This window comes from Polaribacter sp. Hel1_85, assembly GCF_000766795.1.
Classification (GTDB): Bacteria; Bacteroidota; Bacteroidia; order Flavobacteriales; family Flavobacteriaceae; genus Polaribacter.
This window is the reverse complement of sequence record NZ_JPDS01000001.1, coordinates 826,445-849,398: the sequence shown is the minus strand read 5'-3', so window position 1 is coordinate 849,398 and position 22,954 is coordinate 826,445. Positions and strand designations below refer to the sequence as shown.

Sequence of the window (22,954 nt, the reverse complement as noted above, 5' to 3'; positions counted from 1 at the left end):
TTTAGAATTCTACACTTTAAAATAGCACTAAAAAATTTGTACACTTTAAAGGTAAACTATTTGTAAATAAATCGTTGAAAATGCTCAATAATTTTGCTTTTTCTAGATATTAAATCTTACACCAATAACAATATTTCTTCCTTGATTAAGAGTTCCATCTGCTTTTAATCTAGATAAATGATGAATGTATTCTTTATCTAAAAGATTATTTATAGATAAACTTGCAGAAAAGTTTAATTTAGATAAAACAACATCTCCTCCCAAACCTAAATTTAATAAATTATAAGCATCAGATTTTGTTTCATAAGTACCCACATTGTTTTGAGAAAACGTACTTTCTAGAGTTAAAGAAGCATATCCTTTTTGAAACCATTTATTAATATTAAATTCCGTTCTAAATGTATTTCTCCAAGTGTTTGCAGGTATTAATGGTAAATAGTTACCATTATCTTGTTTACCAATTACCGTTTCAAATGTACTTTTTAAATGCAACCAATCTAAAGGATGAGGATGTAAATGAAATCCAAATTCACTACCATATAATTTTGCATTTTCTTGCGTATAAGAAAAAACAGCTTCTCCATCTTCAACTTCTCCAGTAGGGTTTATATAAATATAATCGTTTATATGGTTGTAAAATCCGTTAGCAAAAAACTCAAAATGTTCTGTTTTATATTCTAAAGAAAGATCTATTTGAGTATTTTTTTCATTTACTAAATCACTATTTCCTTTTTCAAACCTATTAGTTCCATGATGAACTCCATTTGAAGCTAATTCTGCAAAATTAGGTGCTCTAAAACCAGAAGAAAGATTAATTCTAGAAGTAAAGTTATCGGTAATTGAAGTTTTTAATCCTAATGAAGTTGTAAAACTATTGTAAGATTTATCTAAAGCTTCAAAAACATGTACTTCATCTTCATGCGCAATTTCGTGCCTTTCAGTTATAATTTTTCTATTATCATAACGAATTCCTGCTTGTAATGTATTTTTGTTCCAAGTATAATTTGCAGTTGTAAAAACTCCGAAATCATTTATTTTGGCATCAGGAATTAAAATTTCTTCCCCAAAATTGGTGTTTGTTTGATGCAAACCTTGTACTCCAGAAAGTATTTCTAGATTTCCAATTTTTGGAAAATGATATTTTGCATTATAAGTAAATGTTTTTAATTTCATTCTTAAGGCAGCACCTTCTTCTTCATGTTCATCTTCATCATGATCTTCCTCTTCGTCTTCACCATGTTCATCATGATGTTCTTCAAACTCTTGTCTATCATTAAAAGTATAACCTAAATCGATATCTAGTTTAGAATCTCCAAAGAAAAAATGATTGTGAGAACTTAAAATATGATTATCAATTTCTTGATAAGGTTCTAATATGCTTTTACTTTTAGATTGTTCTGCAACGCCTTCTTCTGGTAAACCTAATTTAGATTTGTTATAATTATATCTTATTTCTGATGAAAAATTATCTTTAGAGTATCCAATTCCTGTTTTAAAATCTTTCTCATTAAAACGTGTATTTGTTACTCTTTTATCCGTTGGAATTTTATAATCTGAATGAGAAGCATAGGTTCCTCTAATTAAAAATTTCCAATTATCAGAAGACGTTTTATATCCTAAAGAAGAATTTGTTCCTAAAGTATTCGTATAAAAACGTTGATTAAAATTGATGTTATTACTATTCTCTAATGCAAATTTTTCTGGATTGATGTATAATACTCCACCCAAAGCATCAGAACCATAGAGTAAAGAAGCAGGTCCTTTTATGACTTCTATACTACTTATTCCTGCGTCATTAATTCCTAAACCATGTTCGCCACCAAATTGTTGGTTTTCTAAACGGATACCTTGTGTATACACCAAAACTCTATTTCCGCTTAAACCTCTAATTACAGGTTTTCCAATAGATGCTCCTGTAGCAATTTGATTTACACCAGCAATGTTTGTAATTGCTTCAGAAAGTGTTGTTGCACCTAGTTTTTGAATGGATTTAGCAGATAATCTTTCTACTTTCATTACATTTTCTGACTGTAATTTATTAAAAGGAGCAGAAACAATAATTTCATCCATTTCAAAAGGTGATTCTTTTAATTGAATGTCTAAAATACTATCGTTATTTACATCTATGTATTTTACAATTGTTTTAAATCCTAAATAAGAAAAAGTTATTTTTATTTTTCCTGTAGGAATATTATTTAAGATGTAAGTTCCATCTTGGTTTGAGGTTGTTCCTTTATGTATTTCTGAAGCATATATTTGAACTTCTGACAAAGGGTTATTATTTATATCTGTTATTTTTCCTGAAATGCTATTTTGTGCATTCATAGAAAAACTTGCTACTAAAAGTAGTAATTTTATGAATATTTTCATTAATTATAATTTTACTGATTACTAAAAAATACTTGTCATTGTCAATAAGATGAAGCAACCTTAGTATCAATTATAAGATTACTTCGTCATAATTTCTTGTAATGACGCAAAGTTTAAACAGTAAAATTTGGTGGACCTCTAGAGTATTTTTTAGAATGATAAACTTCTTTAAGTATTTGAGGTTTATCAATAAAAAGAGTCGTGTAAAAATGTGTTGGAATTACATCAAAATTAGATGTAAAATCCATAGAAAATATAGTGAGATGTTTGTGAAATTCATCACAATCTAAATGTTGTTTGTGTATATGATGCTCAGTTATAGAAGTACAAACAGCATGTTCATGATTTTCTAAATCATGAAGAATTTCTATTGATACAGGTATCATCAATAGGAAAAGAAAAAAAACGCTAAGTAGTTTTTTATACAAGTAATTATTTTTTTCTAATTCTTAAATTCAGCATTTCAACTCCTAAAGAAAATGCGATGGCAAAATACAAATATCCTTTTGGAATTGCTCCCACAGTTTTGTTAAATATTTCTGTATGTGATAAATGTGCGCCTTCTGTAATTAGCATAAAACCGATTAATATTAAAAACGATAATGCTAACATTTGTATCGTAGGATTATTATTTACAAAACTACTAATCGGTTTAGAAAAAATCATCATAATGATAATAGAAATAACTACAGCAATTACCATAATAATTAAAGCGCCATTAATACCATTTGTCATACCAACAGCAGTAAGAATACTATCAAAAGAAAAAACAATATCAATTAATATAATTTGAAAAATTACGTTGGTAAATGAAATTATTTTTGGAGATTTTATAACTTCATCTTCGTTGGTATGTTCAACTTTTTCACGAATTTCTTTGGTACTTTTATATAGTAAAAAAAGTCCTCCTAGAAACAGAATTATACTTTGGCCTGTTAAAGCTGTTTTAAACCAACTATTACTAATCACTAAAAAAGGTTCTTTTAGAGAAATTAAATAAGAAACACTAAATAATAGCAAAATTCTAGTAATCATTGCTAAAGCTAAACCTAAAAGAGTGGCTTTTCTTACTTGATTTTCTGGAAGTTTATTTGCTGATATTGATATAAATATGATGTTATCAATTCCAAGAATAATTTCTAAGAAAGTAAGTGTTAATAAGGCAACCCAAGTATCTGCGTGTGCAAAAATTTCCATCTTATTTTACTTTATAAATAGTACCATCTGTTTTAAACTTACTAAATCCAATTTTAGCAGAAAAGCTATAAGAACTGTCTGTAACTTTAGTAATCTGTACATAAATTGGATCTTTATCTAAATCTTTTTTAGGTGATTTCATTTTTAAACTATAAAAGAAATTATTTTTCCATTTGATATATAATGTATCAATATGTTTTATTCTTTTTACACCAGAAATACTATCATTAGAAATACTTACAATTTTTTCATATTCTTCTATTTGAATACTATCTTTTCTTGTGATAGTGGTTTTACTATAACCTTCACCAGCAGGAATTTCAAAAACACCTACTTTAAAACGATCAGCATTGTCTTTAATTTCTGAATTACAAGAAGCTAAAGCGATAATAATTGTAAGTATACCTAATAATTTTTTCATTAAATTCCTGTATAATTTGCAGGCGTAATTGCCTTTAATTCTTCTTTAATTTCAGCGGAAACTTCTAAAGTATCAATAAAATTCGCAATTAAATTTTGATTGATTTTTTCATTCGTTCTAGTCAATCCCTTTAAAGCTTCATAAGGATTTGGATAGGCTTCACGTCTTAAAATTGTTTGTATTGCTTCTGCAACAACAGCCCAATTGTTTTCTAAATCTTGCTCAAACTTTTCTTTGTTTAACAATAATTTATTCAATCCTTTTAAGGTTGATGTAAAAGCAATAATTGTATGTCCAAAAGGAACACCTACATTACGTAAAACTGTACTATCAGTTAAATCACGTTGTAAACGAGAAACTGGTAATTTAGCAGAAAGGTGTTCAAAAATTGCATTTGCCAAACCTAAATTTCCTTCAGAATTTTCAAAATCAATAGGGTTTACTTTATGTGGCATTGCAGAAGAACCAACTTCACCAGCTTTAATTTTTTGTTTAAAATAATCCATAGAAACATAGGTCCAGAAATCTCTGTCTAAATCTAAGATAATTGTGTTGATACGCTTTAAAGTATCAAACAAAGCAGCCATATGATCGTAATGCTCTATTTGGGTTGTTGGAAAAGAATGTTGTAAACCTAATTTTTCTTGTACAAAAGAACTACCAAATTCTTTCCAATCAATGTTTGGATATGCAACTTTATGTGCATTATAATTACCTGTTGCTCCACCAAATTTAGCAGCACTTGGTATATCATTTAATAAATTAAATTGTTCTTTTAATCGAACAACAAAAACCTCAATTTCTTTACCTAATCTTGTTGGAGACGCTGGTTGCCCATGAGTTCTTGCCAACATAGAAACATCTTTCCATTCAATTACAAGTTCTTGTAATTTTTCTAAAACCTCAAAATAATGAGGCACATAAACTTCGTTCATTGCTTCTTTTATTGAAAGCGGAACGGCAGTATTATTGATGTCTTGAGAAGTCAATCCAAAATGGATAAATTCCTTATACTTAGTCAAGCTTAGCTTGTCAAATTTTTCTTTGATGAAGTATTCAACCGCTTTTACATCATGATTTGTAATACTTTCTATATCTTTTATTTTCTGAGCGTCATCTGCAGTAAAATCTGTATAAATTTTACGTAAATCATCAAATAAATCGTTGTTAAAATCTGCTAATTGAGGCAAAGGAATTTCGCACAAAGCAATAAAATATTCAATTTCTACACGAACTCTATACTTTATTAAAGCTTCTTCAGAAAAATAGTCTGCTAATTTTGTTATTTTACCTCTATAACGACCATCAATAGGAGAGATGGCATTTAATTTTGTTAAGTTCATTTTTTAGTTATGTTGTGAAATGCAAAAATAGTCTTTTTAACAGATTTATAAAGTCGATTTTCGATGTTTTTCTATCAATGCTAAAATGTGTTTTCCTCGAGCTTTACAACCTTTACTTTCAAAGATGATTTTAGTTTCTATTAAATGCTTTAATTCTGGGTGAATCCAATCTTTTTCTAATCCAAAAAAGTATAAAGCATTCATTGTATAAGCTCTAACGGCAATCTTTTGAGGTGTTATTAACCAATCAAAACCAGCTTCAACAATATTATCTATATGTTTAATAGTTAGTGCTTTTTGAACATCATTTTCTTTTTTAGAATAATATGCAGTTGCTAAATGTTCGCAGATTTTTGCACAAGGTCTAATTGCGCTATCAAATTTTACATTGTAAATTTCAGTTGTAAAAGTATCTAAATGAGGTAATATCCAATTTAAATGATGATGTGTGCAAATCCATTCTAAAATCCAAGAAGCTTTAATAGAAATTTTATCATCAACATAAAAAGTAATGGTAACTAAATCTTTAAATAAATGGGGATTATCTAATACAATATTAGCAACTCTTTGACGGTTATCTCTTTTAGCTGTTCCTAATTGATTGAGTTGTTCCGTTAAGTAAATTAGATTTGTTTCTGGCACTATTAATGTATATTTGTTTAAAAATTCTATATAAATGATAAATATAAAAAGACTGTTTTTTGTTTTGGCATTTTTAGCTTGTTTTTTTTCAAGTGAAATTGTTAATGCCCAGAAAATTAATCAGTTTGATAAAAATAATAAAAGAACTGGTTTATGGAAAAAATATCATTCTAATAAAAGAATAAGATATGTTGGTCAGTTTAAAAATGGAAAAGAAGTTGGAACTTTTAAGTTTTATGATATTACTACTTCTAAACATCCAATAATTATAAAAACTTTTTTTGAAAATTCAGACTCTTTGTTTGTTCAATTTTACACTTTAAGTGGAAAAATTGAAACAGAAGGAGTTTTAAACGGAAGAAAGAGAGTGGGAAACTGGAAATATTTTTACACTGATGGAACTTTAATGTCTGAAGAAAATTATAAAGATGGTAAATTAGATGGAGAACAGTTAATTTATTATCCAGATGGTTTGGTTACAGAATTTGCTATTTACAAAGATGGTTTAAAACATGGAGTTGTTAGCAAGTATTCTAGTAAAGGAATTCTTATTGAAGAAATAACTTATGCAAGTGGTAAACCAAATGGTGTAGCTAAGTATTTTGAATTGAATGGAAATTTAAAAGAAACGGGAGTTTATAAAGACGGAAAAAGAGTAGGAAAATGGGAGTTTTATTTAGATGGAGAAATAGCTACAGAAGATCAAAAAAAGAAAAATAAATCTCGTTTTAAAAAGGAAACTGGGAATTAGTTTTTTTAATAGAATCATCAATTCTTTCAATCAAAAAATCATAATCAAAGTTGTAACTTTGCATCTTCAAAATTAAAAAATGAAAAGAGTAGTTGTTGGTCTTTCTGGTGGAGTAGACTCTAGTGTTACAGCACATTTGTTAAAAGAACAAGGGTATGAAGTAATTGGGCTTTTTATGAAAAATTGGCACGATGATTCTGTAACCATTTCTAATGAATGTCCGTGGTTAGAAGATTCTAATGATGCAATGATTGTTGCAGAAAAATTAGGAATTCCTTTTCAAGTAGTAGATTTAAGTGAACAATATAAAGAACGTATTGTAGATTATATGTTCGATGAATATTCTAAAGGAAGAACTCCAAATCCAGATGTACTTTGTAACAGAGAAATTAAGTTTGATGTTTTTATGGACATTGCTTTACAATTAGGAGCAGATTACGTTGCAACAGGTCATTATTGTAGAAAAGGAGAAGAAATTATAGACGGTAAACCTGTTTATAAATTGTTAGGAGGTAAGGATAATAATAAAGATCAATCTTACTTTTTATGTCAATTATCTCAAGAACAATTAACAAAAGCATTGTTTCCTATTGGAGAATTAACAAAACCAGAAGTAAGAGAAATTGCAAAAGAAGCAGATTTAATTACTGCAGAAAAGAAAGATTCTCAAGGTTTATGTTTTATTGGTAAAGTTCGTTTACCAGAATTTTTACAACAAAAATTACAACCTAAAAAAGGAGATATTGTAACCATTCCTTCAGATTTTGAGCAGTACACAAAATCAACTTCAAAATTTGAAAACAAAGAAGCAGAATTAAAATATTTTTCAACGAAGTTTTCTTATAATAAAGAAGATGGAAAAGTTGTAGGTAAACATCAAGGAGCGCATTATTTTACAAAAGGACAGCGTAAAGGTTTAAATGTTGGAGGAACAAAAGAAGGCTTGTATGTAATAGAAACTGATGTTGAAGAAAATGTGATTTATACTGGAGAAGGAAAAAACCATGCAGGTTTATATAGAAATGTATTATTTGTTTCTAATGAAGAAATACACTGGATTCGTGAAGATTTAACTTTAAAAGTAGGAGAATCTATGAAAGTTGATGCAAGAATTAGATATAGACAACCCTTAGAAAATGCAACTTTATATAAAGTAGAAACTGGCTTATATGTTGAGTTTACAAACAAGCAATCTGCAATTCAAGAAGGACAATTTGTGGCTTGGTATCAAAATGAAGAATTATTAGGCTCTGGTGTAATTTCTTAATTAAAATATATAAAATCGTAAAAAAGTAGTAATTTCGAAATATGAAGAAATTACTACTTTTTTTATTTATAATAATTTTCTTTAAAGTTTCTGCTCAAGAAGATGCTTGGGTTTTCTTAAAAGATAAACCCAATGCAATTACTTTTTTAAATAATCCTCTAACAATGCTTTCTCAAAGAGCATTAGATAGAAGATCTAAATTAGTTATTTCTTTAGATTCTATAGATGTACCTGTTGATGAAACGTATTACAATCAATTAAAAAATGAAACTTCAATTACTGTTCTAGCAAAATCTAAATGGTTAAATGCAGTTCATATTCAGGGAGAGGTTGAAGATATAAATGATTTGTTATCCACTTATAATTTTATAAAAAGTATTGAGTTTGCTAACAAATCTTTAAATACTTCGGGTAAATCAAATTCCAAGTCAAAAAGAATAGTTTCAAACCATCATCATAAATTCTCTGAAATAGAAACTGATTTTAATTATGGTTCAGCAGATAATCAAATTAAAATGTTAAAAGGAGAATATTTACATGAGCAAGGTTTAACTGGAGATAATCAAATAATAGCAATTATTGATGCAGGTTTTCCAAATGTGAATACATTAGATGCTTTTCAAAGAATTAGAGATAATAATCAAATTTTAGGAGGATATAATTTTGCTGATAGAAATACAGACTTTTATACAAGAAGTAGCCATGGAACACATGTTTTATCTTCTATTGCAGGTTATATTGAAAATGAATTTGTTGGTACAGCTCCAGATGCAAAATTTTATTTATTTATTACTGAAATAGCAGAAACAGAAACAGTTTTAGAGGAATCACTTTGGGTGGAAGCAGCAGAAAGAGCAGATAGTTTAGGGGTCGATGTAATTAATACATCTTTAGGATATACAACTTATGACAACCCAGATCATAGTCACACATATGCAGATATGGATGGTAAAACAACTTTTATTTCTAGAGGAGCAGAAATTGGAGTTTCTCGTGGTTTACTTTTGGTAAACGCAGCAGGAAATAGCGGAAATAGTTCTTGGAAATATATTGGTGCACCAGCAGATGCTCCTTCTGTAATTACAGTTGGTGCTGTGAATGCTTCTGAAGAAATTGCTGCTTTTAGTTCTTTTGGACCAACTTCAGATGGAAGAATTAAACCAGAAATTTTAGGGCAAGGTCAAAATCCTGCATTAATAGACTATCAAACTGATGAAATAAAAACATCTTCTAGTGGGACTTCATTTTCTTCGCCAATTATGACAGGTTTAATTGCTTGTTTAAATGGAAATGAAGGATTTATATTAAAGTCTTCAGGAAAATCAAATTCATCAACAGATAATTTTAATACTTTTTTAAAACAAGCTGTTTACGAATCTGCAGATAAATATAACAACCCTTTAGATCAGTATGGGTATGGAATTCCAAATTTTGAAGTTGCTTTTAATAATTATAATTCTTTTTTTAATTTTGGTGGGAGTGAGTTAAAATCGTTAATAATTTATCCAAACCCTATAAAAGATGAATTTATAATTTCTGTTGAAGATGCTATTTTAAATGAATTTACAATTCAAATATTTAGTGTTTTAGGAAAAAAAGTGTTAGAAAAAATAAATTCAAATTCACAAACAGTTAATATTTCATTTTTAGAGAGTGGTATTTATATTCTGAAAATTTCAAAAGATAATCAACATAAATCTTTAAAGTTGATAAAAAACTAATGACAAATAAAATAACACAGCTTTTTAATATTGAATATCCAATAATACAAGGAGGAATGGTTTGGGTTTCTGGTTGGAAATTAGCTTCAGCAGTTTCTAATGCTGGAGGTTTAGGCTTAATTGGTGCAGGATCTATGTATCCTGATGTTTTAAGAGAACATCTTCAAAAGTGTAAAAAAGCAACAGATAAACCTTTTGGCGTAAATGTACCAATGTTATATCCAGACATTGAAAAACTCATGGATATAATTATTGAAGAGGGAGTGAAGATTGTTTTTACTTCTGCAGGAAATCCTAAAACCTGGACACACTTTTTAAAGGAAAAAGGAATTACTGTAGTACATGTTGTGAGTTCTGTTAAGTTTGCTTTAAAAGCTGAAGCTGCAGGTGTAGATGCTGTTGTTTGTGAAGGCTTTGAAGCTGGTGGACATAACGGGAGGGAAGAAACTACAACTTTTACATTAATTCCCATGGTTAAAAAACAGGTTAAAATTCCTGTTATTGCAGCAGGAGGAATTGGAACAGGAAGAGGAATGTTAGCAGCTATGGTTTTAGGCGCAGATGGAGTTCAAATAGGAAGTAGATTTGCTGCTACTGTAGAATCTTCTGCTCATCAGAATTTTAAAAATAGAATTATTGAAGTAAATGATGGTGATACTCATTTAACTTTAAAAGAATTAGCGCCTGTAAGATTGATAAAAAATAAATTTTTTAATGAAGTAGAAGAATTATATCAGAAAAATCCATCAAAAGAAGAGATTAAAAAATTATTAGGAAGAGCAAGAGCTAAAAAAGGGATGTTTGAAGGTGATTTAGAGAATGGAGAGTTAGAAATTGGTCAAATAGCAGGATTAATTCATGAAATAAAACCTGTAAAGGAGGTTTTTAATGAAATAATTGAAGAGTTTTATTTAGTTAAGTCCTTAGTTAATAGGTTGTAACAGGGTTAATTAAAAGAAAATCAATATTTTATGCTTTTCTAAAATTATTGGCATTATCTTTGCAATTCAATAAACGTTGTTAGTAATTAAATTAGCAACACATTAATTTTTTATTATGAATAAAGGTACCGTAAAATTTTTCAACGAGTCTAAAGGATTTGGATTTATCACTGAAGAAGGAAACAACAAAGAACATTTTGTACATGTGTCAGGATTAGTTGACGAAATTCGTGAAAACGATGAAGTTGAATTTGACTTACAAGATGGAAGAAAAGGATTAAACGCAGTAAACGTAAGAGTTATATAATTATATATATTACTAGTTAATTTTTTATCTAAAAGCCTATCAAATTTTGATAGGCTTTTTTTATTTTCGTATTTAAAATTTTTTATTTATGATTGACGGTAGACAAAGAAAAAATATTAAAATTGGTTTATTTGTGGAGATTGTACAAAAGCCACATCAAAGAACAGGGGAATTAACAGAAGGAAAGATTAAAAAAATTCTAACTAAATCTCCAAACCATCCTCATGGAATAAAAGTTCAGTTAGAATCTGGTATTGTAGGTAGAGTTAAAAATATTATAGAATAGAATTATTCTTATTTAACAGGAATTTTAATTTCGTATAATTTTCTACTTTTATTATTAAGTTTATTTTCTCTTAACCAAGCATTATGAATTTTTAATTCTTTATATGTAATTCCGAATTTTTTAGCAAAATTAGCAATGTTAGAAATTGCAGTATCAACTTTTACTGTTCTTGTTTCAGGAATTGTATATAAATCTTCTTGATCAAAAACAAAACCATATTTTTCAGGATTAGAAATAACTTCTTTTAAAGCAATAATTCTAAAAACATATCTTTCTGTTTCATCTGGCAGTAAAGCATCATAATAATTATTTACTTGCTGAATTTTTAGTCTCTTACTAATTCCATAATTCCCTGCATTGTAAGCTGCAGCAGCTAGTGTCCAAGAGTAAAAACGTTCTTTAGATTTTTTTAAATATTCTGCAGCAACTTTTGTAGCTTTTTCAATATTGTAACGTTCATCTACGTTACTATTTATTTCTAAACCATATTCTTTTCCTGTAGTTTTCATAAAATGCCACATTCCTGCTGCACCAGCAGAAGATGTTTCATCAATAAAAGCACTTTCTGCAAGCGCTAAAAATTTAAAATCGTCTGGCAAACCATATTTCTTTAATAAAGGTTCTAAAATTGGAAAATATTTATTGGCTCTTTTAATAAGTAATAAACCATTAGATTGCCAATAAGTATTTACTAAAAGCTCTCTATCCATTCTTTCTCTGATATCAAGTTTTTCTAAAGGAACTCTTTCTCCTGCAAGATTTAAATCTGTAGGGAGTTTTAACGATTTGATTTTGTATGTTTTGTGAGTGCTTGTTTTTGGATCTATTTCTGTTTTATTTATAGCGTTATAAAATAATAGCGTAACAATTAAAACACTAAGAAGCGAAAGAAAACGTATTGGTTTATTCATAATATAGCAATTTTTGTAATTTTAAAAATATGAAAACTGATTGGCATTATCAAGATAAAACTTCATCAATAATTTTTGAGATTTTTCTTGCCTTAGTTATAATCATAACGTGGTTACCATCTTCAATTTTTATACAATTTTTAATGTTTTTAAATGGAAACACATGGTCTTCTGTACCATGTATATGTGTAATATTTTGATTTTTATCTGTTTGTTGCCATTTAATAACATTTCTAATAGACCAGTTTAAATATAACTGATTTCTTACTGATAGATACTTTTTATAAATATCAGCTCTTTTTTTTAATGATTTTCCTAAAAAGAATTGAGCATAATTTTCAAAGTTTGAAACAACTTTTGTCGGAAAAACTTTGTAAGCTTTTGTAAATTTAACCATTTGAAACCTTTTAGGAAGTTCTTCATGATGCTTAACACTAGAAATAATAATAATTTTTTTTGTATCTACATATTTACTCATTTCTTGCACCATAATTCCACCAAAAGATACACCTACTAAAACTGGGTTTTTCTCTTTAATGTCTTCAACCATTCTCATTGCATAATTGGCAATAGATTCTTCTATAGCTAAAGGTGTTTTCCACTCTAAATAATGAGCTTCATATTTGTCTTCTGGTAAATTTAAATTTTCAAAAATTTCTGGGCCAGCAGCCAAACCAGGTACAAAGTATATAGGGGTTTTATTCATAAATTATTCGATTAGTTTTTTTTCATATAAAATATCTTCAAAAGCTTCGTAAGCTAAGGCTAGTTCTAAAGGAACATTTCTCCAAAGTTTTATTTCTATTTGTTTGTTGTTATGTGTGATAAAAGTACTTGGAAAATCCATTATAGACCTATCTACATAACTATCAAGATATGTACCAAAAGAAGTTTTTTCAAACATTCCTTTAATCTTTTTCATTTTAGCTTCAGAGATGTTAAACTCTTGTGTTCCTTTAACTAAAACATTTTCAATACCATTAAAAGCTACTTTTCCATCTTTAAATAAAATTACATCATAAACAGCACAATCACCAGAACAATGTGTTTTTCTAACTTTTACAAAAGTATTTTCTGAAATGTATTTTATTGACGCAACACTTTCTTTGGTATGAAACTCGACAGAAGAAAAAGTGTTTGATTCTTTTAATCGTTTTAACCAAAAGTCTTTTTTATCGATAGGAACTTTAATTATTGCTGCTTTTAAAGAGTTTTCATCAATTACTAATTCTTGCCATATTAAACTACTATTTTCTATTAAAGCCTTAGCATCAGTAACATTTTTAGAGTTTTTTAAAACAACAATTAAATCTTCTTTTGTTTTTACAATTGATTTTTCTGTTATCTCTTCTTTAATATTTTCTTTTTTCTCAGTAATAATCTTTTTAGTTTTAGTTGTTTCTGTATTTTTCTTTTCTTTTGATTGTTGATTGCAGCTTAAAGCAATTACAAAAAACGTTAATAGTAAATATTTCATAGTATTTATTTTAGTTGTTCTTTTACTTATATAAAATCAAACCTTACCAAACCATCTTCATCAATTTTTGTAAGTGTAATATTGTGTAAGGTGTTTATCAATTCTGGATTCCAAGGTGTTTTTACTTTTACATAATTTTCTGTAAATCCGTTTATAAAACCTTCTTTATTTTCATTTTCAAACAAAACAGTTAAAGAATTTCCTAATTGAGTTTCATAAAAAGCACGTCTTTTCTTAGCAGATAAACCACGTAACATTTTACTTCTTTTTGCTCTAACTTTTTTTGGAACAACACCTTCTAAATGTACGGCTTCTGTATTTGGTCTTTCAGAATATGTAAAAACATGTAAATACGAAATGTCCATCTCGTTTAAATAATTATATGTTTTTAAGAATAACTCATCAGTTTCACCAGGAAAACCAACAATAACATCTACACCAATACAGGCATTTGGCATTACTTCTTTAATTTTTGATACTCTATTTGTGTAGGTATTTGTTAAATATCTACGTTTCATTTTTTTTAAAAGCTCGTCACTTCCAGATTGTAAAGGAATATGAAAATGAGGAACAAATGAATCTGATTTCGAAACAAAATCAATTGTTTCATCTTTTAATAAATTAGGCTCTATAGATGAAATTCTTAAACGATGTATTCCATCAACTTTATCTAATTCTTTTACCAATTCTAGAAAAGTGTGTTCGTGTTTTTTATTACCAAATTCACCTTTTCCATAATCACCAATATTTACACCAGTTAACACAATTTCTTTTATTCCTTTTGATGAAATTTCTTTGGCATTATTAATTACGTTGTCTAAAGTATCACTTCTAGAAATTCCACGGGCTAAAGGGATTGTGCAATATGTACATTTATAATCACAACCATCTTGCACTTTTAAAAAAGCACGAGTTCTATCGCCAATAGAATAAGATCCAACATAAAAATCGGCATCAGAAATTTCACAAGAATGCACTTCACCAATATTGTTTTTAGTTAGATCGTTGATATAACTAGTAACATTAAATTTTTCTGTAGCTCCTAAAACCAAATCTACACCATCAATAGCAGCTAATTCTTCTGGTTTTAATTGCGCATAACATCCAACAGCAATTAAAAAAGCATCTTCGTTTTTCTTTAAAGCATTTTTTACAATGGTTTTAAAGCGCTTATCCGCATTATCTGTTACAGAGCACGTATTTATTACATACACATCTGCTTTTTCTTCATAATCAACACGTTCAAAACCTTCACTCACAAAATTACGAGCAATGGTAGATGTTTCCGAAAAGTTTAATTTGCATCCTAAAGTATAAAAAGCAACTTTTTTTTCTGCATTCATTCTTGTACATTTAAGGATTGCAAATTTACAATAATATTCATGATTTTTATAACAGAAAATTTATTAGTTAGAAGACTCGTTTTAGAGGATTTAAAAGGATTTCATGAGCTTGAAAGTAATCCGAAAGTTTTAAAATATGCAACTGGAAACCCAAAAGTATTCAGTGAAAATGAAAAAGAACTAAAAGAACTAATTTTTAAATATAGTTTAGCTAAAAACGATTTTTGGATTTATGCAGTTGAAAGAAAAATAGATTTAGAATTTATAGGAACTGTTGCTTTAGTAAAAGACAATTTAGATGATGAAATAGGATATCGTTTCTTAGAAAAATATTGGAAATTAGGTTATGGATCTGAAATTTGTAAAGGTTTGATTTCTTATTGCAAGAAAATAGGATTGAAAAAAATAGTAGCCCATGTTGTTGATGAAAATAAAGCATCAGCAAAAATATTGGAAAACAATAAATTTAAAATTGTCAAGAAATTTATTAGTGATGATATAAAATTACCAGAAACAAAATATGAATTAAAATTTTGATTATATAATCAAATGTTTAAGTAATTTTAATAGTTACTTTAAACTTACCAATTAATTCTTGCAAGAATAGGATAGTGGTCAGAATATTTTACTGAAAAAGTATTGAATTGATTTATAGTAGCATTTTCATCAGAAAAAATAAAATCTATTCTCATAGGAAATGGATATTTAAAAGTTTTACCAAAACCTTTTCCTGCTTCTATAAAAGCATCTTTTTTATTTTGTGAAATTTGATGGTAAACCCAAGAATAGGCAGTATTATTAAAATCTCCACAAACTATTTTTTTACCTTTCCATTTTTTTTCGTGAGCTAAAAACAATTCTGTTTGTTCTGCTTGTTGTTTGAATCTATTTTTTAGAGTTTTAATCAGTTTTTCAGAATTTTCTTGTCCAAAATTTTCTTTATCTGGAGAAATGCTAAGAGATTGCAGATGTAAATTATAAATTCTTATTGTATCTTTTTTTCTAATAATATCAGCAAAAATTATATTGTTTCCAGTATTTTTTAATTTAAAAGAACCTTGATTTATTATTGGTAATTTAGAATAAATCGCCATTCCAAACCTTCCATTTTTGTATCTTTTTTCAATAAATTTATAGGGGAAATCTAGCACATATTTATCTAAAGACATATTTTCTTGTACCGTTAAAATATCTGGATCATTATCTTTTACAAATGCAGAAATTTTCTTTTCAATATCTTCTTCCTCTATCCATTTCCAATGGTTAAACATTCTTACATTATAACTCATTACTTTCAAATCGGTATTTAAAGATGTGTTTTTCTTTGATAACTTGTAGAAAGGAGTTCCTGTAAACCAACCTATTAAAAGGACAAATGCAGATAATAAAAGTTGTTTTTTTAACTTTATTAACCAATAAATAAAAAAGGCAATATTAATAATTAGAAAGATGGGAACAAAAAGACTTAAAATTGCAAAAACAGGAATTGTTTTTGGTGATAATAAAGGTAATAAGTAAGATAATAGCAAGAGTGTTGCTATCAATGAGTTTATTAAGTATAATATTTTATCTATTAGTGATAATTTTTTCATACTATTTTCTTCCTTGTTTAAACAAAAACTCTTTTTCTGCTTTGGTTAAAGTATCATAACCAGATTTACTTATTTTATCTAAAATTCCATCTATTTGTTGTTGGGTTAAAGATGTATTCTGAGTTGTTTTTTTAGCTTTTTTAGATGATTTGTGCACCGTTTTTAAAGGTTTCTTTTTTGATGTAAAAAGTGAAGAAATTGTGTCCCAAATTTTTATTTCTTTATTAGCTGCTTGCCTTACATATAAAAAACCAAATAAAGCACCACCTAAGTGCGCAAAATGCCCACCTGCATTTCCTCCAGATAATGCTAAAACATCAAGGCCTACCCAAATTGCAGCAAGATGCCATAATTTTACAAAACCAATAAAACGTAACTTTAATTGATAATTAGGAATGTAAGTTGTGATACCAATAAAAATTGCTGAAATTCCTGCAGAAGCTCCAACTAAAATAGAGGTTTGTCCTTCAAATAAAGGAAAATAACTTTGACTTAGTATAAATAATATTCCTCCAAAAAGAGTCCCTAAAACATAAAAAGTTAGTAGTTGTTTTTGAGTAAAATATTCTATAAATAGATTACCTATAAAATACAAAGTGATTAAGTTAAGAAGAATATGTAAAAAATCTGCGTGCAAAAAACCATAGGTAATAATGGTCCAAGGTTTTGTGAGTAAAGAAGAAAAGTTATCGTCTAAAGAAAACCATTCTACAATAAAATTCATTTCACCTTTATATAAGTCTTGAAATACAGATATAAATAAGGTGAAAATAAATATTGCTAGATTTATGTAGATTAGTTTTTCTACAATATTACCGCTTTTATAACGTGATTTTATGTTGTCTATAAAACTCATTAATGTGTTTTAAATTGATTTTTTTTCCAATACCAAGCAATTAAGAAACCTATTAAAGCTCCACCAACATGTGCAAAATGTGCAATGTTTCCAATAGAGTATTTTGTCATACCGAAAAATAAATCTCCTAAAATAATTACTGGAATAAAATATTTTGCGGCTATTGGAACGGGAAAAAATATCAATGCTAATTTGGCATCTTTAAAATACATTCCAAATGCTACTAAAACTCCATAAACTGCTCCTGAAGCTCCAACTGCAGGTGTATGATATAAATTATAAAATTCAATCATTTTTTCATTCGACAAAGCAATTCTTGCATCATTATAACTACCTGCATCTAGAATATTTTGAATATCATTAGCTGATAAACCAAAGTTTATTAATTGCTCATAAATACCGTTAAACTGATAATAATTGGCCAAAGTATAAATTAAACCTGCTCCAATTCCTGCAGAAAAATAGAAGAATATAAACCTCTTTTTTCCCCACATTTGCTCTAAAGGTGTTCCAAAAGCCCATAAACCATACATATTAAACAAAATATGACCAAAACTACCATGCATAAACATGTGCGTTACATATTGCCAAATTCCAAAATGTTCATTTTTTGGATAATGCAAAGCCAGAATATTTGTAAAATCTAATTTTAAAAGTTGTGGCGCAACAAATAAAATTACATTTATAATAATTAAATGTTTTATAGCATCTGTAAGTTTATTCATCTTTAGCTGTTAAATAGATTATCTATTTCGTTTAAAGTTAATGTTTTAAAAGTTGGTTTTCCAAAAGGAGAAATACTAGGTTCTTTGCATGAGAATAAATCATTTACCAAGCCTTCTTGTTCTCTTTCAGAGAGTTGTGTTCCTGTTTTTATTGATAATGTTTTTGCAAACGATTTTGCCATTACATCAAAATGGCTAAAACTAGCATCTGGCACTTCTAAATCTATATCACTTAATAACTCTTCTAATATAATAGTTATTTTACTTTCTGTAACAGAAACCGGAATTCCTTTTATAGTAACACTGTCTTTTGTAAATTCATCAAAAGAAAAACCTGCATTTTCTAATTCAGTTTTAATCGTATAAATCATTTCTATTTCTGCGGATGAAAAAGAAATTTTTACAGGAAATAATAATTGCTGACTGTTTGCTTCTTTTACTGTAATACTTTCTAAAAAATCTTCATATAAAATACGCTGATGTGCTAAAGATTGATTGATTAAAACTACGCCAGATTTTATAGAACTCAATAAATATTTACGTTGAATTTGAAACGTTTTTTGAGTTTTTATTTCTTGTTGATTGTTAAATAATTCAGATTGTTTTTCTTCATCTGTTACTGCAACAGAAGTATATAAAGATTCCCAACTTTCAGTTTGTGGTTCTCTTCTATAAGAAGTTGGCGTGTGAATTTCTTTTTGTTCTAACTCTTTAAAAGGATTAAAATCTGGGTCAACAGAAATTTTTGGTGTTGATGTTGATTTCGTTTTTGTATTAAAATGATAAGGAGTATCTAAGTTTGCATCTCTATTAAAATCTAAAAGTGGTGCTACGTTATATTGCCCTAAACTATGCTTTACAGTTGCTCTTAGCATTGCATATAATGCTTTTTCATTATCAAACTTTATCTCAGTTTTTGTTGGATGAATGTTAATGTCAATTGTATTTGCAGGTACTGTTAAATATAAAAAATAGGAGGGATGTGAACCTTGTTCTAGCAAGCCATCAAACGCGTTTACAACTGCATGATTTAGATAAGAACTTTTTATAAAACGGTCATTTACAAAAAAGAATTGTTCGCCTCTTTTTCTTTTAGAAAACTCAGGTTTTGCAACAAAACCTTCTATTGAAACGATATCTGTTTGTTCGTTAATAGGAACCAACTTTTCGTTCATTTTAGAACCAAAAACACTTACAATTCGTTTTCTTAAATTACTGCTTTTTAAATGATACACTTCATTATTGTTGTGATGCATTAAAAAAGCAATTGTTGGATGTGCTAATGCAACTCTTTGAAATTCGTCTATAATATGACGCGTTTCTACAGTGTCAGATTTTAGAAAATTTCTTCTTGCTGGTATGTTATAAAACAAATTTTTAACAGCAATACTTGTTCCTTCACTAGTAGATATAAAGTCTTGCGAAATAATTTTACTTCCTTCAATTTTTATGGAAGTACCCAATTCTTCGTTTTCTTGTTTTGTTTTTAATTCAACATGAGCAATTGCAGCAATAGAAGCCAAAGCTTCACCTCTAAATCCTTTGGTACAAAGGTTAAATAAATCTTCTGCTTTTTGTATTTTAGAAGTTGCATGACGCTCAAAACACATTCTAGCATCTGTAGCGCTCATTCCTTTACCGTTATCAATTACTTGAATTAACGTTTTACCAGCGTCTTTTAATAATAATTTTATGTTGGTTGCTCCAGCATCAATTGCGTTTTCTAATAACTCTTTTACAACAGAAGCTGGACGTTGAACGACTTCTCCTGCAGCAATTTGGTTTGCAACATGATCTGGTAAAAGTTGAATAATATCAGACATTAATTTCTTTTAAAAATAGATAAATCGAAATCTATAATGTACAAAAAGATAAGTACTAAAATTGCGATGATGATTAAAAGTGTTTTGTTTACGCTTTTATCTGAGTTTTTTAAGTCTTCAATTGCATCACCAAATTTACCTTTTATCCCTTTGTTTTTACCGGCTGTTTTTCTAAACTGATCTAACTTGTGCTCAATTTTATAAGGGTTTCCATCCCCTTTATAATATCGAGGTTGGTAGTCAAATTTCTTGTTTTTACGTTTTAAAAATCCCATAGTTTTAGAAATATTGGTTTATAATAATATTGAAGAAATCAACTATTGTACCAATTAAATAAGCATTCCAAATTTACAGAATTTAAAGGAATTCTTCAAAAAATGATGTTAAAAGTATTCTTAATTTTCTAAGTTAGAAATAGTGTGTTAAAAACCAATACTTTCAGTAGTAGTATCAATATTTTTAAGAGCAGCCATTTTTACAGCAGCAACAGCACATTCTGTTCCTTTGTTACCTAATTTACCTCCAGATCTGTCTAAAGATTGTTGTTTTGTATTGTCTGTTAAAACACAAAATATTACAGGTACATCGTATTTTATATTTAAATCTACAATACCTTGTGTAACACCTTCACAAACAAAATCGAAATGTTTTGTTTCTCCTTGAATTACATTTCCAATAGCAATAATTGCATCAACTTGTTGAGATTCAATCATTTTTTTACAACCATAAACCAATTCAAAACTTCCTGGAACATCCCAAGAAATAATATTTTCTTTAAGTGCTCCACAATCTAGAAAAGTTTCAATTGCACCTTTTTGTAGGTTTTTTGTTATTTCAGGATTCCATTCTGAAACAACAATCCCAAATCGAAAAGACTTCGCATTTGGGATTGTTGTTTTATCGTAATGTGATAAATTAGTAGTTGCCATTTTGTTCAGTTTACAGTATTCAGTATCCAGTATTTAGTCAGCTATTTACTGCCAACTGCAACTGTTTTACTGCTTACTATTTTGCAGCAAATTTAGCAGCTGCTATATATTTTTCTATATCTCTACCTTGGTCAGATTTAGAATAGTTTTCTTTTATTTTTGTAAATAAAGTTTCAGCTTTACTATAGTTCTTTAACTCCATTGCAGTTTGTCCTGCTTTAAATAAAAATAAAGGCGTTGTAAACTCATTTGCTTTTTTATTTGCTGCTTTTTCATAATAATCTAAAGCATCTTCTGGCTGATTAATGTCTGCAAATGCATCTCCAATTGCTCCAATAGCAACAGGACCTAACATTTCATCATCAGAATTAAATTTACTTAAATAGTCTATAGCTTTTTGGTAGTCTTTCATTTTTAAATAAGAAACACCAGCATAATAGTTTGCTAAATTTCCAGCCGCTGTTCCACTAAAAGAATCTGCGATATCTAAAAAACCATATTTTCCATCTGCACCTTCTAAACCTAAAGTTAATAAAGAATCTATACCAACACTAGCAGTTGAAGCTTCATTAAAATATTTTCTAGGAAAAGCAAGCTCGTTAGAAGCTTCAGTTTCATTTGGCTCAACAATGTATTTTGTATATCCTAAATATCCTAAAAAGATAACAACAATAGCAATTAAAGCCATAAATAAAGCTTTGCTATTTTTTTCAATCCATTGTTCAGATTTTGAAGCAGTTTCGTCTAAAGTATTTAAAACTCCAGCTGTTTCAAATTCAGATTCGTCAATTTGATTTTCTTGCTTTTTACCTTCTGGTTTATATTTTTTCTTGTATGTTGCCATTATTTCCCTTAAAAATTAGTGGCGACAAAAATAGTTTTTTTAATTGGATTTTAAAAGCGGATAATTCGCTAAATTTTCAATAATTTGCAAAACGTTTTCAATATCAAATTCTATTCATGTATTTACAGAAAATTTCTTTACTTAATTTTAAGAACATTGAGTCGCAATCTTTTGATTTTCAACAGAAAATAAATTGCTTTGTTGGAGACAATGGTATTGGTAAAACCAATGTCTTAGATGCAATTTACTATTTATCTTTTACAAAAAGTTACTTTAATTCTGTGGCAGTTCAGAATATTAGACATGGAGAAGGTTATTTTATGATAGAAGGAGATTACCTTTTAAATGATAGAAATGAGAAAATAGTTTGCAGCCTTAAAAAAGGACAAAAGAAGGTTTTAAAAAGGAATGGAAAAAGTTATGAGAAGTTTTCTGAACATATTGGGCAGTTGCCTTTAGTGATTATTTCTCCTGCAGATAGAGATTTAGTAACAGAAGGAAGTGATACAAGAAGAAAGTTTATAGATGGTGTTATTTCTCAACAAGACAAAAATTATTTAAAAGATTTATTGTCATATAATAAGGTTTTGAGTCAAAGAAATGCTTTGTTAAAATATTTTGCAGCAAATAGAACTTTCGATGCTTTAAATTTAAGTGTTTATGATGAGCAACTTTCTGAATATGGAAGTCGAATTTATGAAGTTAGAAAAAGCTTTTTAGAGGAATTTATTCCTATCTTTAATGAAAAATATCAAATAATTTCTGGCGATAGAGAGCGTGTTAATTTATTGTATAAAAGTCAGCTACATGATTTTTCTATACAACATTTATTAAAGAATTCTTTACAAAAAGATAAGATTATACAATATACAACATCAGGCATCCATAAAGATGATTTAAGTTTTGAAATAGGATCATATTCTATAAAGAAATTTGGTTCTCAAGGACAACAAAAATCATACTTGATTGCTTTAAAATTGGCGCAATTTGAGTTTATTAAACAACAATCTAATTTAGTTCCAATTTTATTGTTAGATGATATTTTTGATAAGTTAGATGAAAATCGTGTTTCTCAAATTATAGATTTGGTAAATAATGATGATTTTGGGCAAATTTTTATCACAGACACACATTCTGAAAGAACAGAGAATATATTAAAACAAGGAAGTAAAGAGTATCAGATTTTTAAGTTGTAGAGCTTTGGAGTT

The 22,954-nt window shown here is 28.1% G+C and carries 25 protein-coding genes; 8 read left to right on the top strand and 17 right to left on the bottom strand.

From position 1 onward, the window contains the following. Window positions 1–102: 102 nt before the first annotated feature. The 6 genes from PHEL85_RS03765 to PHEL85_RS03740 all read right to left on the bottom strand — a co-directional run bounded on the left by PHEL85_RS03765 (window position 103) and on the right by PHEL85_RS03740 (window position 5,973). A complete protein-coding gene (locus PHEL85_RS03765; protein WP_036821206.1) occupies window positions 103–2,370 on the bottom strand; it encodes a TonB-dependent receptor in 2,268 nt (755 codons plus the stop codon). Between the two features lie 113 nt (window positions 2,371–2,483). Continuing rightward, window positions 2,484–2,756 (bottom strand): hypothetical protein, encoded by a 273-nt coding sequence (locus tag PHEL85_RS03760; RefSeq protein ID WP_036821203.1) that lies wholly within the window; start codon window positions 2,754–2,756, stop codon window positions 2,484–2,486. A gap of 46 nt (window positions 2,757–2,802) precedes the next feature. Then, window positions 2,803–3,567, bottom strand: coding sequence for a TerC family protein (locus PHEL85_RS03755; RefSeq protein ID WP_036821200.1), 765 nt, complete (start codon window positions 3,565–3,567; stop codon window positions 2,803–2,805). A gap of 1 nt (window position 3,568) precedes the next feature. Next, window positions 3,569–3,988, bottom strand: coding sequence for a hypothetical protein (locus tag PHEL85_RS03750; RefSeq protein WP_036821198.1), 420 nt, complete (start codon window positions 3,986–3,988; stop codon window positions 3,569–3,571). Beyond that, entirely contained in the window at window positions 3,988–5,331 is a 1,344-nt protein-coding gene (gene purB, locus PHEL85_RS03745; protein WP_036821194.1) for an adenylosuccinate lyase, read from the bottom strand. Before purB ends, PHEL85_RS03750 begins: the two co-directional genes overlap by 1 nt. Window positions 5,332–5,376: 45 nt before the next feature. Further along, window positions 5,377–5,973, bottom strand: a complete 597-nt coding sequence (locus tag PHEL85_RS03740; RefSeq protein ID WP_052108441.1) for a hypothetical protein — start codon at window positions 5,971–5,973, stop codon at window positions 5,377–5,379. A 34-nt stretch (window positions 5,974–6,007) separates the two neighbouring features. Between PHEL85_RS03740 and PHEL85_RS03735 the strand changes: the two genes are divergently transcribed. The 6 genes from PHEL85_RS03735 (at window position 6,008) to PHEL85_RS03710 (ending at window position 11,246) form a co-directional block, all read left to right on the top strand. Next, a complete protein-coding gene (locus PHEL85_RS03735; RefSeq protein WP_036821191.1) occupies window positions 6,008–6,724 on the top strand; it encodes a toxin-antitoxin system YwqK family antitoxin in 717 nt (238 codons plus the stop codon). A 79-nt stretch (window positions 6,725–6,803) separates the two neighbouring features. After that, window positions 6,804–7,991: a tRNA 2-thiouridine(34) synthase MnmA gene (gene mnmA, locus PHEL85_RS03730; RefSeq protein WP_036821189.1), complete on the top strand. Its 1,188-nt coding sequence runs from the start codon at window positions 6,804–6,806 to the stop codon at window positions 7,989–7,991. A 41-nt stretch (window positions 7,992–8,032) separates the two neighbouring features. Next, window positions 8,033–9,712 carry a S8 family serine peptidase gene (locus PHEL85_RS03725; protein WP_036821187.1) on the top strand — a complete coding sequence of 560 codons (1,680 nt, stop codon included), beginning with the start codon at window positions 8,033–8,035 and terminating at the stop codon, window positions 9,710–9,712. Next, a complete protein-coding gene (locus PHEL85_RS03720) occupies window positions 9,712–10,653 on the top strand; it encodes an NAD(P)H-dependent flavin oxidoreductase (protein ID WP_036821184.1) in 942 nt (313 codons plus the stop codon). Before PHEL85_RS03725 ends, PHEL85_RS03720 begins: the two co-directional genes overlap by 1 nt. A 115-nt stretch (window positions 10,654–10,768) precedes the next feature. After that, complete coding sequence (locus PHEL85_RS03715) at window positions 10,769–10,960, top strand: cold-shock protein (protein ID WP_036821181.1); 192 nt, start codon at window positions 10,769–10,771, stop codon at window positions 10,958–10,960. A gap of 88 nt (window positions 10,961–11,048) precedes the next feature. Then, window positions 11,049–11,246: a YwbE family protein gene (locus PHEL85_RS03710; protein ID WP_036821178.1), complete on the top strand. Its 198-nt coding sequence runs from the start codon at window positions 11,049–11,051 to the stop codon at window positions 11,244–11,246. A gap of 8 nt (window positions 11,247–11,254) precedes the next feature. On the opposite strand, the gene PHEL85_RS03705 is transcribed toward PHEL85_RS03710, so the two are convergent. Genes PHEL85_RS03705 through mtaB form a run of 4 tightly spaced genes read right to left on the bottom strand, consistent with a single transcriptional unit; the run spans window position 11,255 to window position 14,977 of the window. Continuing rightward, entirely contained in the window at window positions 11,255–12,157 is a 903-nt protein-coding gene (locus PHEL85_RS03705; protein WP_036821175.1) for a lytic transglycosylase domain-containing protein, read from the bottom strand. 49 nt (window positions 12,158–12,206) lie between these two features. Then, complete coding sequence (locus PHEL85_RS03700) at window positions 12,207–12,863, bottom strand: YqiA/YcfP family alpha/beta fold hydrolase (protein ID WP_036821172.1); 657 nt, start codon at window positions 12,861–12,863, stop codon at window positions 12,207–12,209. A 3-nt stretch (window positions 12,864–12,866) separates the two neighbouring features. Then, a complete protein-coding gene (locus tag PHEL85_RS03695) occupies window positions 12,867–13,634 on the bottom strand; it encodes a DUF6438 domain-containing protein (protein WP_036821171.1) in 768 nt (255 codons plus the stop codon). Between the two features lie 26 nt (window positions 13,635–13,660). After that, a complete protein-coding gene (gene mtaB / locus PHEL85_RS03690; RefSeq protein ID WP_036821170.1) occupies window positions 13,661–14,977 on the bottom strand; it encodes a tRNA (N(6)-L-threonylcarbamoyladenosine(37)-C(2))-methylthiotransferase MtaB in 1,317 nt (438 codons plus the stop codon). Window positions 14,978–15,016: 39 nt separating this feature from the next. Here mtaB and PHEL85_RS03685 point away from each other — a divergent pair, with 39 nt between their 5' ends. Next, the gene (locus tag PHEL85_RS03685) at window positions 15,017–15,514 is read left to right on the top strand and encodes a GNAT family N-acetyltransferase (RefSeq protein ID WP_036821167.1); all 498 of its coding nucleotides are present in this window, start codon (window positions 15,017–15,019) and stop codon (window positions 15,512–15,514) included. A 44-nt stretch (window positions 15,515–15,558) separates the two neighbouring features. Here PHEL85_RS03685 and PHEL85_RS03680 read toward each other — a convergent pair whose 3' ends face one another. The 7 genes from PHEL85_RS03680 to PHEL85_RS03650 all read right to left on the bottom strand — a co-directional run bounded on the left by PHEL85_RS03680 (window position 15,559) and on the right by PHEL85_RS03650 (window position 21,746). After that, on the bottom strand, window positions 15,559–16,569 hold the full coding sequence (locus PHEL85_RS03680) for an endonuclease/exonuclease/phosphatase family protein (RefSeq protein WP_036821164.1): 1,011 nt from the start codon (window positions 16,567–16,569) through the stop codon (window positions 15,559–15,561). 1 nt (window position 16,570) lies between these two features. After that, complete coding sequence (locus tag PHEL85_RS03675) at window positions 16,571–17,425, bottom strand: rhomboid family intramembrane serine protease (protein WP_036821161.1); 855 nt, start codon at window positions 17,423–17,425, stop codon at window positions 16,571–16,573. After that, window positions 17,425–18,150: a rhomboid family intramembrane serine protease gene (locus tag PHEL85_RS03670; protein ID WP_036821157.1), complete on the bottom strand. Its 726-nt coding sequence runs from the start codon at window positions 18,148–18,150 to the stop codon at window positions 17,425–17,427. Before PHEL85_RS03670 ends, PHEL85_RS03675 begins: the two co-directional genes overlap by 1 nt. 2 nt (window positions 18,151–18,152) lie before the next feature. Continuing rightward, window positions 18,153–19,973, bottom strand: a complete 1,821-nt coding sequence (mutL, locus tag PHEL85_RS03665) for a DNA mismatch repair endonuclease MutL (protein WP_036821155.1) — start codon at window positions 19,971–19,973, stop codon at window positions 18,153–18,155. After that, on the bottom strand, window positions 19,973–20,248 hold the full coding sequence (locus PHEL85_RS03660) for a hypothetical protein (RefSeq protein ID WP_036821152.1): 276 nt from the start codon (window positions 20,246–20,248) through the stop codon (window positions 19,973–19,975). The genes mutL and PHEL85_RS03660 overlap by 1 nt, the downstream gene beginning before the upstream one ends. Before the next feature lie 147 nt (window positions 20,249–20,395). Next, window positions 20,396–20,902, bottom strand: a complete 507-nt coding sequence (gene ribH, locus PHEL85_RS03655) for a 6,7-dimethyl-8-ribityllumazine synthase (protein ID WP_036821149.1) — start codon at window positions 20,900–20,902, stop codon at window positions 20,396–20,398. Window positions 20,903–20,978: 76 nt separating this feature from the next. Next, complete coding sequence (locus tag PHEL85_RS03650) at window positions 20,979–21,746, bottom strand: tetratricopeptide repeat protein (RefSeq protein WP_036821147.1); 768 nt, start codon at window positions 21,744–21,746, stop codon at window positions 20,979–20,981. Window positions 21,747–21,862: 116 nt separating this feature from the next. Between PHEL85_RS03650 and recF the strand changes: the two genes are divergently transcribed. Next, window positions 21,863–22,942, top strand: a complete 1,080-nt coding sequence (gene recF / locus PHEL85_RS03645) for a DNA replication/repair protein RecF (RefSeq protein WP_036821145.1) — start codon at window positions 21,863–21,865, stop codon at window positions 22,940–22,942. Window positions 22,943–22,954: the final 12 nt, after the last annotated feature.